The 16,337-nt window shown below is 60.7% G+C and carries 15 protein-coding genes; 2 read left to right on the forward strand and 13 right to left on the reverse strand.

Annotation, left to right across the window (positions count from 1 at the left end):
* Positions 1–9 precede the first annotated feature (9 nt).
* The 13 genes from H4684_RS08045 to H4684_RS08105 all read right to left on the reverse strand — a co-directional run bounded on the left by H4684_RS08045 (position 10) and on the right by H4684_RS08105 (position 13,618).
* Positions 10–840: an FAD/NAD(P)-binding protein gene (locus tag H4684_RS08045; protein WP_092193668.1), complete on the reverse strand. Its 831-nt coding sequence runs from the start codon at positions 838–840 to the stop codon at positions 10–12.
* A complete protein-coding gene (locus H4684_RS08050; RefSeq protein ID WP_092193667.1) occupies positions 837–1,865 on the reverse strand; it encodes a 4Fe-4S dicluster domain-containing protein in 1,029 nt (342 codons plus the stop codon). Before H4684_RS08050 ends, H4684_RS08045 begins: the two co-directional genes overlap by 4 nt.
* The gene (locus tag H4684_RS08055) at positions 1,865–2,821 is read right to left on the reverse strand and encodes a 4Fe-4S dicluster domain-containing protein (protein ID WP_092193666.1); all 957 of its coding nucleotides are present in this window, start codon (positions 2,819–2,821) and stop codon (positions 1,865–1,867) included. Before H4684_RS08055 ends, H4684_RS08050 begins: the two co-directional genes overlap by 1 nt.
* A gap of 22 nt (positions 2,822–2,843) precedes the next feature.
* Positions 2,844–3,335, reverse strand: coding sequence for a hydrogenase iron-sulfur subunit (locus tag H4684_RS08060; protein ID WP_015773069.1), 492 nt, complete (start codon positions 3,333–3,335; stop codon positions 2,844–2,846).
* Positions 3,302–5,284: a CoB--CoM heterodisulfide reductase iron-sulfur subunit A family protein gene (locus tag H4684_RS08065; RefSeq protein WP_092193665.1), complete on the reverse strand. Its 1,983-nt coding sequence runs from the start codon at positions 5,282–5,284 to the stop codon at positions 3,302–3,304. The genes H4684_RS08060 and H4684_RS08065 overlap by 34 nt, the downstream gene beginning before the upstream one ends.
* A gap of 10 nt (positions 5,285–5,294) precedes the next feature.
* Positions 5,295–6,179 (reverse strand): CoB--CoM heterodisulfide reductase iron-sulfur subunit B family protein, encoded by an 885-nt coding sequence (locus H4684_RS08070; protein ID WP_092193664.1) that lies wholly within the window; start codon positions 6,177–6,179, stop codon positions 5,295–5,297.
* Positions 6,172–6,732 (reverse strand): 4Fe-4S dicluster domain-containing protein, encoded by a 561-nt coding sequence (locus H4684_RS08075; RefSeq protein WP_092193713.1) that lies wholly within the window; start codon positions 6,730–6,732, stop codon positions 6,172–6,174. Before H4684_RS08075 ends, H4684_RS08070 begins: the two co-directional genes overlap by 8 nt.
* Positions 6,733–7,068: 336 nt before the next feature.
* Positions 7,069–8,481 carry a dihydrolipoyl dehydrogenase gene (lpdA, locus tag H4684_RS08080; protein ID WP_192623408.1) on the reverse strand — a complete coding sequence of 471 codons (1,413 nt, stop codon included), beginning with the start codon at positions 8,479–8,481 and terminating at the stop codon, positions 7,069–7,071.
* 277 nt (positions 8,482–8,758) lie between these two features.
* Positions 8,759–9,142: a glycine cleavage system protein GcvH gene (gene gcvH, locus H4684_RS08085; protein ID WP_192623409.1), complete on the reverse strand. Its 384-nt coding sequence runs from the start codon at positions 9,140–9,142 to the stop codon at positions 8,759–8,761.
* A gap of 29 nt (positions 9,143–9,171) precedes the next feature.
* Positions 9,172–9,990 carry a hypothetical protein gene (locus tag H4684_RS08090; RefSeq protein WP_192623410.1) on the reverse strand — a complete coding sequence of 273 codons (819 nt, stop codon included), beginning with the start codon at positions 9,988–9,990 and terminating at the stop codon, positions 9,172–9,174.
* Between the two features lie 54 nt (positions 9,991–10,044).
* Positions 10,045–11,490: an aryl-sulfate sulfotransferase gene (locus H4684_RS08095; RefSeq protein ID WP_192623456.1), complete on the reverse strand. Its 1,446-nt coding sequence runs from the start codon at positions 11,488–11,490 to the stop codon at positions 10,045–10,047.
* A 202-nt stretch (positions 11,491–11,692) separates the two neighbouring features.
* Entirely contained in the window at positions 11,693–12,589 is an 897-nt protein-coding gene (locus tag H4684_RS08100) for a transporter (protein ID WP_192623411.1), read from the reverse strand.
* 324 nt (positions 12,590–12,913) lie between these two features.
* Complete coding sequence (locus H4684_RS08105) at positions 12,914–13,618, reverse strand: Crp/Fnr family transcriptional regulator (protein ID WP_192623412.1); 705 nt, start codon at positions 13,616–13,618, stop codon at positions 12,914–12,916.
* A 235-nt stretch (positions 13,619–13,853) separates the two neighbouring features.
* On the opposite strand from H4684_RS08105, the gene H4684_RS08110 reads away from it, so the two are divergent.
* Positions 13,854–15,257, forward strand: a complete 1,404-nt coding sequence (locus tag H4684_RS08110; protein ID WP_225940326.1) for an SLC13 family permease — start codon at positions 13,854–13,856, stop codon at positions 15,255–15,257.
* A 101-nt stretch (positions 15,258–15,358) separates the two neighbouring features.
* The gene (locus H4684_RS08115) at positions 15,359–16,336 is read left to right on the forward strand and encodes a lipoate--protein ligase (RefSeq protein ID WP_092193650.1); all 978 of its coding nucleotides are present in this window, start codon (positions 15,359–15,361) and stop codon (positions 16,334–16,336) included.
* The last annotated feature ends 1 nt before the right edge of the window (position 16,337 follow it).

A 16,337-nucleotide genomic window follows, 5' to 3' on the forward strand; every position in this document is an offset into this window, starting at 1 on the left:
TACCAGTTGCTACAGTTCCGAGGGCAGCTCTTTGAGCTGGGCATAGGTGAAGACGGGTCCGTCCATGCACACGTACTTCGTGCCGATGTTGCAGCGCCCGCAGATGCCCACTCCGCACTTCATGCGTTTTTCCAGGGTGGTGAGGATGTTCTCATCTTCGAAGCCCAGTTTCTTGAGAGCCTGCAGGGTGAACTTGATCATGATGGGCGGGCCGCAGGTGATGGCCACCGTGTTCTTGGGCGAAGGGTTGATCTCGAGCAGCACGTTGGGGATGAGGCCGACCTTGTGCTCCCAGCCCTCGGACGGGTTGTCGATGGTCAGCACGGTGTTCACATCCTTGCGTTCCGTCCACTCCGGCAGTTCTGCCTTGTAGGTCAGGTCGGCGGGGCTGCGCGCACCGTACAACAGGGTTATGTCACCGTAGTCTTTACGGTTGTCGAGCATGTATGTGAACAGGGTCCGCAAGGGAGCCATGCCGATGCCGCCGCCCACGAAGACGATGTTCTTGCCCTTCAGGTCCTCCACCGGGAAGGAGTTGCCAAGAGGAGCGCGCACGCCGATCTGGTCGCCGGGCTGCAACTGGTGCAGACGGGTCGTGACCTCGCCCACGCGCATGACGCTGAACTGCAGGTAGTCCTTGCGGGTCGGGGAGGAGTTGATGACAAAGGTCGACTCGCCAACGCCGAAGACCGAGAGCTGCCCCACCTGGCCGGGCCGGAAGGTGAACTCCTTCATGCGCTCTTCGTTGTTGATGACGATGCGGAAGGTCTTGATGTTGTGCGTCTCCTGGATCACTTCGACAATGGTGGCCATGTCCGGGAGATAGGGATTGGCATTCATTCGGAGTACTCCTGTGCTGCTTTCACGATCTGCCGGATATCGACTCCGGCGGGGCACTGCTTGATGCACCGGCCGCATCCGCAACAGGCGATGACGCCCTTGTGCAGGTCCGGATAGTAGCTGAACTTGTGCCCGACGCGGTTCTTCAGACGATGCGCCTTGGTCGGACGCGGGTTGTGGCCGCTGCCTTCCAGGGTGAAGGTGTGGGACATGCAGTTGTCCCAGGAGCGGATGCGCCGGCTCTCAAGGCCCAGGTCGTCGTCGGTGATGTTGAAGCAGTAGCAGGTCGGACACATGTAGGTGCAGGCTCCGCAGGAGATGCACTTGGCCGACTGGGCCTGCCAGAAGTCCATGTCGTCGAAGCGGGCCAGAAGCTGGGCCGGGGCCGAAGCGTAATCGTGGGCCTCGCCCATCAGCTCCCTGGCCCTCACGTTCTTGGCGTCGGCTTCCTTGCCCTTGTCGCCCGCGTCCGCGAAGAGGGAAGACTTCATGACTTCCTCGCCGGCAGGCGTGACCGAACGCGCCACATACCCTTCCCCGACCAGGGTCAGGAGCACGTCGGAACCTTCCGCATCGGCAGGACCGCTGCCCACGCTGTGACAGAAACAGGTCGTCTCGGGACGGTCGCAGGCCAGCGAAATGAAGACCGTGTTGTCCCGACGCGTAATATAGTAGGGATCCTTGGTCTTGTCCGTTTCGTAGACCGGATTGAAGATGAGCTTGCCGCGTGCCCCGCACGGACGGCAGCCGATGACCACGTTCTTGCCCTCGGGCAGGGTCTCGGTGATTTCCGGCTTCTTCTCCGGGATCTCGCGCTTGACCGTCAGCAGGGTTTCCGTCTGCGGAAAGGTCGCGGCCTTGGGGGAGACGGCCGCCATGCGCGAGTGCATGTCAAGGACCATCCCCGGCAGAAAACGGCGGAAGGTCACGGTGCCGCAACTGGCCACGGGCGCGAGCACGCGGCAGGTGGCGGTCAGCTCCTCGGCCAAACGGATGAGGTTCTCTTTTGTTATGAATCGTTCCATTACCAGCCTCGCTCGTTGATGCGCTCTTCCTCGACCTTGAAGGTCAAGAGAGGCGGGGTCTGTTCCAGAGCCGTGCCTGCCTGCAGTTCAAACACGTCCTTGACCTGCTTGTTCATCCAGCGCCGCAGCAGCATGAGCGGAATGTCCACGGGACAGGCCCGCTCGCATTCGCCGCATTCCGTGCAGCGTCCGGCCAGATGCGAGACATGCACCATCTGGAACATCATGTTCTCGGCCGGGGAATTGTCCTGGCTGATCCAGAGGGGATCGCGGCTGGTCGCGATGCAATAGTCGCGGCAGACGCACATGGGACAGGCGTTGCGACAGGCGTAGCAGCGGATGCAGCGGCTCATGGTCTCCTGCCAGAAGGCGAGCTTTTCGGCGTCGCTCTTGGCTTCGAACTCATCCTGGCAGGCCAGGCTCGCGGCCGGGGCCGGAGTGTGCGCGGCGCCGATCAGCACATCGGAGATGATGGCGTCGGGCGTGGCGCAGACCAGGCATTTGTCGGCCAACACGTCAGAGAGTTTGAGGGTCGCGGACTGACCGGCCACGGAGATCTTGAGATCCTGCGCGCCAACCTCCACCGACTCCACGAATCCAGGATCGGCGGGCAGGGCCGCGCGGATCTTGCGCTGGCTGACCACGCCGTCGCAGCAGAGGCCGAAAACGACGACATTCTCGCGGTTGATCAGGTTTTCATTCAAGAGCTGGATCACGCTCTTGCTGTCGCAGCCCTTGACCACCACACCGATCTTCTTGCCCTTGAACCCGGGCAGGTAGGTGGCCAGGTTGTGCACGGCCAAGGGGCCTATGATGAGCCGATCCAGATCCGCCTCGGTGCGGATGAAGAGCGGCGTGGCATGGAGCGGATCATAGCCCTGCTCCCAGCCGATGACGCACTCAAGCTCGCCCAGGTGGCTCTTGATGGCATTTTTGAGATCATCCAATTGGGACATATGTCCTCCTGTTATTGCAAATCTATCCGTGACACGGGCAAGTCTGCCCCTGACCAGCCTGGACGGCCAGCGTGTTCCAGTCCGCTTCGGACGCCGGGTTGAAGGTCGGCGCGGGGCCGAGCTCATGGATGCGGCGCGTGAACTCCGTGACCACATGCTGCCAACGCTGACCTTCCGAGGCCGAAACCCAGGTGTATTCGAAACGGCGCGCATCGATGCCGGTTATGGGCAGGAAGCGCTTGAGCATTTCGAGCCTGCGCCGGGCATAGAAGTTGCCTTCGGCGTAGTGGCAATCCCGGGGATGACAGCCGGACACGAGCACTCCGTCCGCGCCGTTCATGAGAGAACGGACGATGAAGAGCGGATCGATGCGGCCGGAACAGGGCACGCGGATGACGCGCAGATCCGTGGGCTGAGTGAATCGGGATACACCCGCCGTGTCCGCGCCGCCGTAGGAGCACCAGTTACAAAGAAAGCCGACTATTCGTAATTCGCGAACATCTTGGGCGGGCATAAGGCGTTCACCTCCGCGAGGATCTGGTTATCTGTGAAATGTTCAAGCTGGATGGCGCCCTGGGGACAGGTCACCGTGCAGATGCCGCAACCCTGACAGACCGTGTCGATGACCTCGGCCTTCGGATTGCCGAAGCGATCCTCGATGGCCTTGATGGCTCCGAACGGACAGGTCTGGATGCATTTGCCGCAGCCGACGCAGCGGGCCGGGTTGACCCTGGAAACTGCCGGGTCGGATTCCAGCTCCTTCTTGGACAGAAGGCCCAGAACCTTGGCCGCGGCGGCACTGCCCTGACCGACGGAGGCCGGAATGTCCTTAGGGCCCTGACAGGCGCCGGCCAGGAACACGCCGGCGGTGTTGGTCTCGACGGGCTTCAATTTGGGATGGCTCTCGACGAAGAATCCGTACTGATCCGGAGCCACGCGCAATTTTTCGCCCAGCTGCACCGCGCCCTTGGCCGATTCGGCGCCAACGGCCAGAACGACCAGATCGGCGGGAACCTCGACCTGCGTGCCGGCCAGGGTGTCCGCGCCGCGCACGATGAGCTTGTCGCCCTTGGGATAGATCATGGCCACGCGGCCGCGCACGTACTGGGCCCCGTATTCTTCCGTGGCCCGGCGGGTGAACTCGTCATAGCCCTTTCCGGGTGAGCGGATGTCCATGTAGAAGATGTAGGACTGGGAATCAGGGATGTGATCCTTGGTCAGGATGGCCTGTTTGGCGGTGTACATGCAGCAGAAGCCCGAACAGTACGGACGGTCCACGGACTTGTCGCGCGAGCCGACGCACTGGATGAAGACCACGTTTTTGGGCTCCTTGCCGTCGGAGGGCCGCTTGACGTGCCCGCCGGTGGGACCGGAGGCCGAGAGCAGACGCTCGTACTGCATGGATGTGATCACGTCCGGGTAGCGGCCTTCGCCGTACTGCGGGTACTTGTGCCAATCGAAAAGGTCATAGCCCGTGGCCACGACGATGGCGCCCACGTCCACGTTGATCAGCTCGTCCTTCTGTTCGAAGTCGATGCACTTGACCGGACAGACCTTGGCGCACAGGCCACACTTGCCCTTGGTCAACATGATGCACGATTCCGCGTTGATGGCCGCCTTCTTGGGGATGGCCTGCGGAAAGGGGATGTTGATGGAGGGCGCGTTGCACAGATTTTCGTTGAACTTGTCGGGAAACTTGCGGCTGGGGCATTTTTCCACGCACAGGCCGCAGCCCGTGCAATCCTTCCAGTTCACGTAGGTCGCCTTCTTGCGGATGGTGATCTGGAAGTTGCCCACATACCCGCCCACGGCTTCGATCTCGGAACAGGCGTAGAGGGTAATGTTGGGATGCTGGGCGATGTCGACCATCTTGGGGCCCAGAACGCAGGACGAGCAGTCCACCGTGGGGAAGGTCTTGTCCAGCTTGGCCATCTTGCCGCCGATGGTCTGCTCGCGCTCGACCATGATGACTTCCTGGCCGCCGTCCGCGCAGTCCAGCGCCGCCTGGATGCCCGCCACGCCGCCGCCGATGACCAGCACGCGCTTGACCGTCTCGAAGCGTTTGGGGATCAGCGGCTTGTCGCGACGCAGTTTTTCCACGGCCATGCGCACCAGCTCGGCGGCCTTGCCCGTGTTCAGGTCCTTTGATTTGCCGATCCAGGAGACATGCTCGCGGATGTTGGCCATTTCAAACATGTAACGGTTCAGTCCGGCGCGTTCCACGGTCCGGCGGAAAGTGGGCTCGTGCATGCGCGGGGTGCAGGAGGCCACGACCACGCCGTCGAGATTCTTGTCCTTGATGGCCTGGATGATGGCGTCCTGCCCGGGCTCGGAACAGGCATACATCGTGTCCGTGGCGAAAACCACGTCCGGGTAGGTCAGGGCCGTGGCCGCAACGGACGGACAGTCCACGGTTCCGGCAATATTGCTGCCGCAATGGCAGATAAAAACACCAATTCGCATTGCGTCCTCCCTACCTGGCCTGCGCCGGTTGTTTGATCTTGCCCAGGGCGAGTCTCGGATCGACACAGAGCTTTTCAAAGCCAAGCACGGCGCGGTCCAGTCCCAGAGCATAGCCAAGGAGTTGGGTATAATAGAAAACCGGGATCTTGAATTTCTCGTGCAGGGCGTGATTGATCTGCCCCTGCCGCAGGTCCAGATTCATCTGGCACAGCGGACAGGCGGTCACGAAGGCGTCGGCGCCGACATCACGTCCGGCATCCAGCAGCTTGCCCGACAGCCGAGTCACGATGTCGTTGCGCGGAATGCCGTAGGACGCCCCGCAACACTCGACCTTGAGCGCGAAAGGCACGACCTCGGCGCCAAGCGCGGTCATCAGGTTGTCCATGGCCATGGGATTTTCGTGATGGTCGAAACGCATCAGCTCCGGGGGCCTGTTCATGATGCATCCATAGTAGCAGGCGATCTTGATTCCGGTCAGGGGCTTGACCACCTTGGATTTGATCAGCTCAAGATCCACGTGCTCGGTCAGCACCTGCAACACGGACTGCGCGTCCACGTTGCCGTTGCAGGGCACGTCGAGGAGCGCATTGGCCTTGGTCCGAAATCCGGGATCTTCCATCTTGTGGGCTGCGGTGCGCAGGTTGGTCAGGCAGCTGGGACAGGGCGTGGTCACCTTGTCCATGCCCATGACCTCGACCTGGGCCAGGTTGCGGGCGGACAGGGCCGCGGACAGGACATGATTGACGGTGTGCGCGGGAGTGGAACCGCAACAGCTCCAATCCGGAATGTCCACCAGCTCCACGTCCAGGGCCTTGCAGACCGCGCGGGTGGAGCTGTCGTATTCCAGGGATGTACCCTGACCGGAACAGCCCGGATAATACGCGATTTTAAACATTGTCGCCTCCTTTGCGGAACCGCTCGAAAATGCGGGCCACCTGTTCGCGTCCCTGGATCTGGTGCGGTTTGAAGGGCAGCTTGCCGCGCATGAGAGCCTGCGGAGCCAGATCGACGTCGGTGAATACGCGGCCGGAGCGCGTCATGTACGCGGCCATGAGACCCAGCTCATAGGCGCGTCCATGGCGCTCGACCGAGGCCAGAAACGAGTCGGCGAAAATCTTCACGGAGCGCTCCGTGGCGTACCCGGCTTCCCGGGCCATGTGCCGACAGACATCCATGACCAGCGCGACATCGATCTTGTTCGGACAGCGCGTGGTACAGGATTGACAGGAGCCACACAGCCACAATGAACGGCTTTTCAGGACTGCTTCCTTTTGTCCGGTCTGAATCAGACGCATGATCTGACTGACCGAATAATCGTAGGCGAACGTGTACGGACACCCGGCCGTACAGTTGCCGCACTGGTAGCATGTTCTGATTTTCTGATGGCTGCGGGCTTCGACCTCGGCGACAAACTCAAGGTCGGCAGTGGCAAGATCAAAGATTTGCATGGACATACCCAACTTGCGGTAAAGAACGGCGAACCGTCCGGTTGACATGAATCCCGCCCCGAAAAAAATCTACGCGCACAATGAACCTTTTTGACACACCGTCCGAACGGACGGGTGATCCAAATTGATACAACGTATCCACTGAAAGTGTGTGTTTCCGGGACATGGGTTTTCTAATAAGCAGATTTGATGCCATAGTATCCATTGGCTTGCGTTGTCCAGCGCCGGGGGACATCTCGCGGTTTTCGACGGAGAGAATGCCAACCATGCAAAAAAATCAGCGGCCTGAACCGAGAACCGATACAGACCGCTGAAAACTGGACAGAATCAGCCTCACTAGAGCAGGTGCGCCGTCTCGAAAATGCCCTCGGCCAGTGTCGGATGAGCATGTATGGTCCGGGCCAGGTCTTTGGCAGTGGCGCCGAGCTGCATGGCCAGGGTCGGCTCCGCGATGATGTCCGAGACGTGGGCGCCTGCCAGGTGCGCGCCAAGAAGCTTGCCCGAGTCGGCGTCCACCACCAGCTTGAAGAGCCCCGCCAGCTCGCCCATGGCCTGGGCCTTGCCCAGTTCACGGAAGTTGCTCTGCGGGCAGGTCACGTTGAAGCCCTGCTCCCGCGCCAGGGCCTCGGTCAGACCCACCGTGGCCACCTCGGGAGAGGTGAAGACCGCCGCCGGCACCTTGGAGTAATCCATGTCCTCGAACGCACCCAGACAGTTCCTCACCGCCACGAGCCCTTCCATGGCCGCCACGTGGGCCAGCATGACCCGCGCCGGGCCAAGCACGTCGCCTACGGCGTAGATGCCAGGCACAGAAGTCTCCAGGCGAGCGTCGGCCTTGATCCAACCGCGCTGATCCGTCTCCACGCCAGCCTCGGCCAGGCCCAGGCCAGACGTGTTGGGCACGCGCCCCACGGCCACCAGGACCACGTCGGCTTCCAGCACGCTCTCCTTCTGCGCCGACGCCGGAAGGTCCTTCACGAAAGGCGAGGGCCCGAGCGTCACCTGCACGCCCGTCTCCGTCACTTCCGCTTTGGTGGCCGTGCGCGCCAGCTCGCAGGCGATGCCGCGCTTCTTCATCTCACGCTGGATGAGCTTGCTCAGGTCCGCGTCGATGGACGGCACGGGGAGGATGCGGTCCAGCCCCTCCACCACCGTCACCTTTGAACCGAAGGCCTGGAAGATGAAGGCCAGTTCGCAGCCAATGACGCCGCCGCCGACCACCAGCATCCGTTTCGGGACGGTCTGCAGTTCCAGGGCGTCGTCGCTGGTGATAATGCGCTCGTGGTCAACGGGCAGGGTCGGAATGTTCAGGGTGCTCGACCCTGTGGCGATGATGACCCTGTCGCCTTCCACTTCCTGCACCGCTCCGTCGGCACCGTGCACGCGCACCAGGCACGCGCTTAATACCTCGCCCCGGCCGCGCAGCAGCGTGACCTTGAGTTTGGAGCACGTCTTCTCCAGACCGCCGCGCAGAATCCCGGACACCTTGTCCTTGCGCGCGATGATGGCGGGCATGTCCGGCACGGCCTCACCGGCCCCGCTGATGCCGAACTCGGCCAGGCGATGCGCCGTCTCCAGCGCCTCGGCCGAGGCCTTCAGGGTCTTGGTCGGGATGCAGCCCCAGTTCAGACAGGTCCCGCCCATGTGGGCGGATTCCACCAGAGTCACCTCGGCCCCGGCCTTGGCCGCGGAAAACGCCGCAGTGTACCCGCCGGGGCCGCCGCCAATGATGGTGATGCGTTGCGCCATGGCAACCTCCTTTGTCAGGACGCCCCAAAACGGCGATCTGCTGCGTCAGCGAAAAAATCCAGACCGCTTATGTATGAGCAATACACTGCCCGCCCTGGATTTTTTCGCTTCCTTGCATCTCACCATTTTTGAACGGCCTGCGATTTTTGAATTTTTCAACAGTCAGCTATGTATAAAGATGCGCCCGAGTCGTGCGGGCCGTGCTCATTCAGCTTGGTCCCGCGCCAGCCTAAACGCAGGCCGGCGCAAAGACCGGGAGGGAGATCGAGCGGAAAGGTTAGGCCGAGATGATCTTCTGGTATTCGGCCGCGGTGATGATCGCTTCGGACAGGTCGTCCGGCTTGATGCGCACCAGCCACCCGGCGCCGTAGGGGTCGGAGTTGACCAGTTCGGGAGTGTCGGAGAGCGCTTCGTTGACCTCCGCCACCATGCCCGAGAGCGGGATGATGGCCGGGGAGACGACCTTGGCCGACTCGATCTCGGCGCAGGACACGCCCTGGTCGAAATGCGAACCTACCTCGGGCAGGTCGATGAAGATGACCTCGCCAAGCTGGTCCTGGGCAAAGTCGGTGATGCCGATGACAAACGAGCCGTCGCCGGCCTCTTTGGCCCAGAGGTGCTCGGCGTGATAGCGGCGGTCGTCAGGAAAGTTCAATGCCATGATGTGTCCTCCATGGGTTCTCGTGCGTATCAGTGTGCCTCGGGCTTGCGAATCTCGGCCTTGACCAGGGACGAACGCACCTTGGAGCGGTACGGCAGCAGGGCCTGGTTCTCCAGTGCTTCGAGCCCGTCGGCTTGCTGCGCCTCGATGAAAACTGGCAGCATGCGGTCGCTGCAGGCGTCGAGGACCATCTTCGCGGCCTCCCCGGCCTCGGCGGGGGTGACGCGGGTCATGCCGTCGCCATTGGCGTAGGCCGAGGCCAGAACGCGGATGAGGCCGTCGACGTGGGCCCGGGTCAGGACGATGCTCTGCTTCAGGTCCTCGGCGGACAGCTCCCCTCCGGCGATAACCGGGTACAGGGCGGCCGGGCCGATGATGTCCAGCACCATGCGGGTGACGAAGCCTTCGTCCAAAACACGCTTCAGCAGGTCGGCGCGGCGGCCGTCGGCATGCAGCTCAACAGTCAGGCCGCCCTTGGCCAGCAGACGCACCAGAGTGACAAAGTTGTCTTCCTGGCCTTCGGGACAGGCCGACACATTGAGACCGGAAATCCAGCCGTGCAGCAGCTCGCTGCGCGTCACGCAGGCTTCCAGCACGCGGCCCGACAGCAGGTAGGCCAGAATTTCGCCCGTACCCTGCTTGATGACCTGCCCGTCATCGAAAATTGGAAATTCCACGCCCTCGGGGTTGCGGTAGATGGAGGAACGGTTGGCGCGGTAGTATTTATTGAAGATGTCCTTGTCTTCCTTGAAATCGAAGGTCGTGTACTCCTGCCCGCGTTCATCCAGGAACGCCTTGACGATCTTGCAGCGCAGGCAGTCAGGGGCGGTGTAGAGGGTGATGCTCATGATTTTCATTCTCCGGAAAATGCGGGAGCAGCCGAACTGCCCCCGCAGGGATTGTTACTCGTCGTCTTCGATGGAGGCCACGCACAGGGCGTTGCTGCCGCCGTAGGGCACGCAGCCGTCCACGCTCACTTCCTTGGCGCGGTCGCCGAACGCGGCGGCCCCGGGAACGCGGAACGTGTTCACATCAAGGGGTGCAATGGGCGTCTCCACCGGCTTCTCCACCTGCGGTACCCACTCGTAAGGCACACGGTAGGCGCGGTAGGTCATGTTCATGGGGATGAACTTGCCCTTGTAGGGAGAAATGAATTCCCACACTATCTCATAGTCGGGGGTGACCTCGAACACGCGGCCGTTGGAACCTTCGGTGATCAGCGTGTTGCCGTTGGGCAGGCGCTGCATGCCGCTGATGAACGGGCTGTAGAAGCGGTTGCTGTCCATGGGGAACAGGAACCCGGCTTCGCTCGGGGTGTACTGCCAGACGATCTTCATGGCCACGGGATCGATCTCCAGCACGCGGGAATAGTCGCGCAGGGCGGCCTTCACTCCCGTGGGAGCGCCCGGGTTGGGCACGTCGTAGCCGCCCCACCCGCCGTTGTCGAAAATGAGGATGTTGCCTGCGCCGGGCAGACCGGCCGGGATCATGTGGCAGTGGTGCTGGCCGATGATCCAGCCAATGGCCTTGAGTTCCGGGGTCGAGTCGTAGTCCGGGCCCAGCTTCCAGACGACCTTGCCGGTCTTCTTGTCGATGATGAAGGTGATGTTGGCCTCGCGGCCGTCAACGATGATGTTGTCCGGATGGAAGCGCTCGTCGCCCGCATCGTACCACTTGTTGGGGCCAAGGACCGACATGGAGTTGATATGCATCCAGTCGCCCATGCCCTCGGGCTGGGTCGGACGGTAGTTGGGATTGCGGGCCAGGGTGTTCTTGGGCCCTTCGCGGAAGCCGAACTCCGCGAAATGCTCATGGCAGTTCCACTCCCAGACGATCTCGCCTTCCCAGTTCACTTCCAGGATGAGGTCGTCCAGGAGCAGCTTGTCGGAAATGGCCGAATTGCGAGCGTTGCGGTGCGCCAGGACCAGGGTATTACCCGAATCGGTCTTGGGCTCCATGCCGGGAGCATAGTAACCCACGGGGTTGCCCTCGCGCTGGAAGTCGTGGTGATAGCGCGCCATCCAGCGCCCCTCGTAGCCCGGATCCTCGATGTACTCGTTCTGGTCGAAACTCCACACGACATTGCCGTCCCAGTCGATCTGCACCACGTCGATGCCGTCCTGCACGCTGAACTTGCCGTCGCGACGGCCGCGGCTGGACATCAGGTAGCCGCCGGGAAAAATCTTGTTGGGCATACCCAGCACGCCCTTCCAAACATTGTGTTCACGGCCGTTCATGTCCATCAGAACGGCGCCCACTTCCTGGGCCTGAAAAATGGTAAGCCCGTTCCAGCACTTTTCGGGGTTGTAAACCGTCACGCCGGTGGGATAAATGGTTGGATGACCCATCTGATGCACTCCTTTTTTCTGGTGATAAAGGACAGGCCAGCGCCGCCCGGCCATGTCCACGTCTTTTGCCTTGTCTGCGGAACGTCTTTCCATGAAAAACATGGGCAGCGCTGTTGCGTTCCTTACAAATCCGTAAAAAAACTTTTTTGCATTCCTTCGAAATATTCCAGCATCCTAGCGAAACACCTTTTTTTTCGAATATCTAGAACAGCTTGATCAGCTTGAATTCCGCCCGCCAGTCCTCGGTCAGGGTCTGCTTCTCGTATTCACGGTATGCCGCGCCGAGGACAACCCCACCCAAGGTCACGCCGTACTCGGGGAACTTCAGATTGAATTTGGGACCGGCAAAAAAGGTCTTCACGTCGTTTTCCTGATTCACGCCGTCGGCCTCGTCGGCCTGCGTCCATTCGTAGTAGCCTTCCAGCCCCAGATCGAGCCGGTTGTTCAGGGCGTAAGCGTAATGGCCATTGACACGCAGTCGGTCGCCCTTGGTCACTTCCTTCCTGCCTTCGGTGTAGATGAGGTAGCTCAGGTCGGTTTCCAAGCGGTGAGAACCGATCATCCATGTGGCGCCGGCACCGACCAGACCGCCCCAGGCGCCGGTACCGATATTGTTTTGACCGACCTCGCCCGTCGGCACGAACATACCGAGGTCCAAAGCCAGACTCAGGGGAGCGCCGTCCTTCTGCGACATGAACTGCTTACGGAGAATGGCCGTCGTATCCCCCAGGCCTCCGGACCAGGCGTCGTTCTTCCCGTCGGTTTCGATAGTGTTCATCAGGAACGGAGTGGCCGTGCGGATATCCCAACCCTTGGCGATTCCATAGCGCGTCTTGAACACGATGTTATGGCTCGACACTTCCTTGTCCGCACCGTCCTCCTCGGAAGTATGCAGATACCACTCGTCCTTGTGGGCATAACGGTAGTTCGCCACGGCGCAGAACTTGCCCACGGGAAAACCCATGCCGCCCGGACCGTGATTGACGCCGACGGCGCCGGCTGGTGCGGGGACCGAGGCATTTTGTGAGCAGTGACCCGAAGCGGCAGGCAGGACGAGGCAGCAGCCCAGCAGCAGGCTCGACAGAATTTTCAGACGCATGTGATTCTCCCTTCGATGTTCAGGTTGAGATAATCGCACCCGCATAATATGACGCGAGCGCAAACAGTTTGTGAAACCAGGAACAACCTATGGGGAATCCGCGGGGAAACTCTGTTGCATTTGTTACATTCCTAGAAAAAAAACGACGCAAAATACGACCATGGGCAGAAGGACGTCCATACGACATTCACGGCGCAACGGCTTTCATCACACGACAAAATGCGTGAAAAACGTTGAAGCGGATCGATATTTCAGCAAGCTCTCAAAATGATGGAAGAGGGAGGGGAAGGAAAACTGAGCAAGGGGGGGCGGCCGGCCTTCGCCCTACTCGTTTTGGTAGACCAGTTCTTCGAAACGGGGTCGGTCGAGGATATCGACCTCGTCGCGTGAGTACGGCCCCAGAATGCCAGCCTTTTCCAACTCACGCAGGGATTTGTTGAGGGTCACGCGGTGAACACCGAGAAGATTGGCCAGTTCCTGTTGATTGAGGCCGGGTCGGACAACGAGAGGGCCACTCTCGCTGACCTCCTCCATCTGACGCAGGTGCAGGTACTTGCAGATGCGCGACGGCAGGTCGTCCAGACTGAGGCTCACGGCCTGATTGATCAGCACGCGGACCTTGAAGGCCAGCGATCGGAACAGCGCGATCATCAGGTCTGGGTGCCGGGGCAGGATTTCCTCAAGGACACACCTGCGCGCAAACGCATAGACCGTGGAATCCGTTCCGGCGACAATGGCGCTCCTGGACGGGAGCTCGTCGAAAAAGGGCGTCTCGCCGAAAAGCGAGTCCGGGCCGATGCTCCAAATGATCTTTTCGCGGCCATCCAGGGTCGATCTGGTCAGCCATATCTCTCCCACATCAAGAAAAAAGATAAAACTATCGTCGGTCAACCGCGAAAAAATCTGCGCCCCTTTCAGAAATTTCATCCTGCGGCCCTGCGAAATAACCTTGCGCCAGCATCCAGCCTCGGAAGGAATTCGGGAAAACTCCAGTTCTTTCATTTCCGTACCCGATCTAATGGCAGTCATATGCTTCACCTCCATGTCCTGAACCCCGGGCCGTTTGCGCCTTGCCACAAATGAATTCCACGTCTAGCCCCGCCTTCGGCAACATCCGCAACGGCAAAAAACTCCAGGGCAGTTTGTTCGTGAAAAAAGTGACGATAATCTTTCCGCGTCGTAAAAAAAGTGGCAATTGTTACAGCATGGCTGCCTCGCCCACCGTATTCTCCAACAATCAAATTTCATCCCAAGGAGATATCCGATGGTCGCAACCCCACAAATGCCGGAAAAAGAGACCCTTTTCAAATGGGCCTTGAGTCTTGTCATTCCCCTGGCCGTCTATTTTCTGCTGCCCCTGGACGGCGAAACCCTGACTCGTCCCATGGCCCTCTTTCTTGCCGTCACGGCCTGGGCCGTCGTGGTCTGGGCGACGGACATCATCAATGAAGTGGCCGTCGGCATCCTGTTGCCCGTACTGTACATCGTCATCTGCGGTGTTCCTCAGAAGGTCGCCTACGGTCCATGGACCTCTCAGGTGCCCATCATCGTCATCGGCGGCTTCACCCTGGGCAAGATCCTGCAAGACACCGGCCTCGGAAAGCGCATCGGTCTAACCTGCGTACGGGCCATGGGCGGCAGCTTTGTCGGCGCCCTCTGGGGCCTGACCTTGGCGGTCTTCATCGTCGCGCCCCTGGTTCCGGCCATCACAGGCAAGGCGGCCATCTTCTGCGCCATCGCCATCAGCCTGTGCGAAGCCCTTGACTTCCGGCCCAAGAGCCGTGAGGCCACAGCCGTCATCCTGGGCACCTGCCTGGCAGTGGCCTCGTCGAAGCTCTGCTACCTGACGGGAGGGGCGGACCTCGTCCTGGGCATGGGACTGGCGGACAAGGTCATGGATACCAAAACCGCCTGGATGCAGTACGCGTATCACAATTTCATCCCGGGCACCATCTACACGGCCATGTCCGTCGGGCTGGTCATGTTCATGCTGCCCTCCAAGGTCGACCGTAAGACCCTGGGTCCCATTCTGGAAACAAAGCTCAAGGAGCTTGGTCCGGTCACCAAGACACAGAAGACCGCCGCCTTCCTCATGCTCCTGACCCTGATCCTGCTGGCCACGGACACCCTGCACGGCATCAACGCCGGACTCATTTTGATCATGGTCGCCTTTGCCTCCTTCCTGCCCGGTGTCGGACTGATGAACGGCGAACGTTTCAGCAAGATCAACTTCGCCCCACTCTTTTTCATCATGGGCTGTATGGCCATTGGCAGCGCCGGCGGAAACCTCAAGGTCACCCAGTGGATCGCCAGCATCACCTTGCCCTTTTTTCACGAGATGAGCCCGACCTCGGCCGGAACAGCGGCATACATACTTGGCGCCCTGGCCAACTTCCTTCTGACGCCCCTGGCCGCGACGACCACCTTGACCTCCCCCCTGGTCGAACTGGGCGTACAGATGGATATGAATCCCAGGGTTCTGTACTATGCATTCCAATATGGCCTGGACAACTACGTATTCCCGTATGAATACGCCGTGCTCCTCTACTTCTTCAGCTCCGGATTCATGCTCTTCAAAGACATGGTCAAAGTCCTGGCCGTACGCATGGTCTTGACGGCCTTTTTCATCGCCTTTATCGCTATCCCGTACTGGAAATTCGTTCTTTAGCTTCCGACTGTCCTCCGCTGTCCGAGCCATGAAATCATGGCTCGGACAGTTTTCATACATCAATTCTTCACGACGCTTCCCACCCTTAGCCAAGGAGCCCCATGCGCTTCATCCACAACACCAGCACCGACCCGGCCTTCAACCTCGCCGCCGAGGAATGGCTGCTGCGCCACACGGACACGGACATCTTCATGCTCTGGCGCAACGCGCCCGCCGTCATCGTCGGACGCAATCAGAACACCGCCTCGGAGATCGACGAGGATTTCGTGCGCGAGCGCGGCATCACGGTCATCCGTCGCCTTACGGGTGGCGGGGCCGTGTTTCATGATCTGGGCAACGTCAACTTCACCTTCATCCAGCTCGGCAGGCAAACCAAACATCTGGACTTCCATCGCTTCACCGCACCGATCATGGAAGCCCTGCAGGCCATGGGCGTGGACTGCCGGTTTGAGGGCCGCAACGACCTGGTCATCGACGGGCAAAAGTTTTCCGGCAACGCCCAGCTCCTGGAAAAGGACCGGGTCCTGCATCACGGCACCCTGCTCTTCTCCTCCCAGATGGCCGACCTGTCCGGAGCATTGAGGGTCAACCCGGTCAAGTACGTGGACAAGGCCGTCAAGAGCGTCGCCAAGCGGGTCACCAACATTTCAAGCCACCTGCCCGAACCCATGGATGTGGAGACCTTTGTCCGTCGCGTCATGGCCCATGTTTCCGGCAGCGAGTCAGAAACCCTGCCCGGCCTTCACGCGAGCGAGGAAGCGGCCATAAACGGACTTGTCGAATCGAAGTACGGCACGTGGGACTGGAATTTCGGCTCCTCGCCCAACTATGGCTTCACGCGGGGCACGCGCACCGAGGGCGGCGTCGTGGAAATTCACCTCGATGTCCGACACGGCCGCATCGAACAGGCCAGGATTTTCGGGGATTTCTTCGGAGCGCGGGCCGTGGCTGAGCTTGAGGCCCTGCTCGCGGGCTGCCGTCACGAACGAAGCGAACTGTCCAGACACCTGGCGGATGTCCGGGTCGACGAATTCATCCGCAACGTGGATAACGCGACATTCATGGACTGTCTTTTCTGAT

It is taken from the genome of Desulfomicrobium macestii (assembly GCF_014873765.1).
Taxonomy (GTDB): domain Bacteria; phylum Desulfobacterota; class Desulfovibrionia; order Desulfovibrionales; family Desulfomicrobiaceae; genus Desulfomicrobium; species Desulfomicrobium macestii.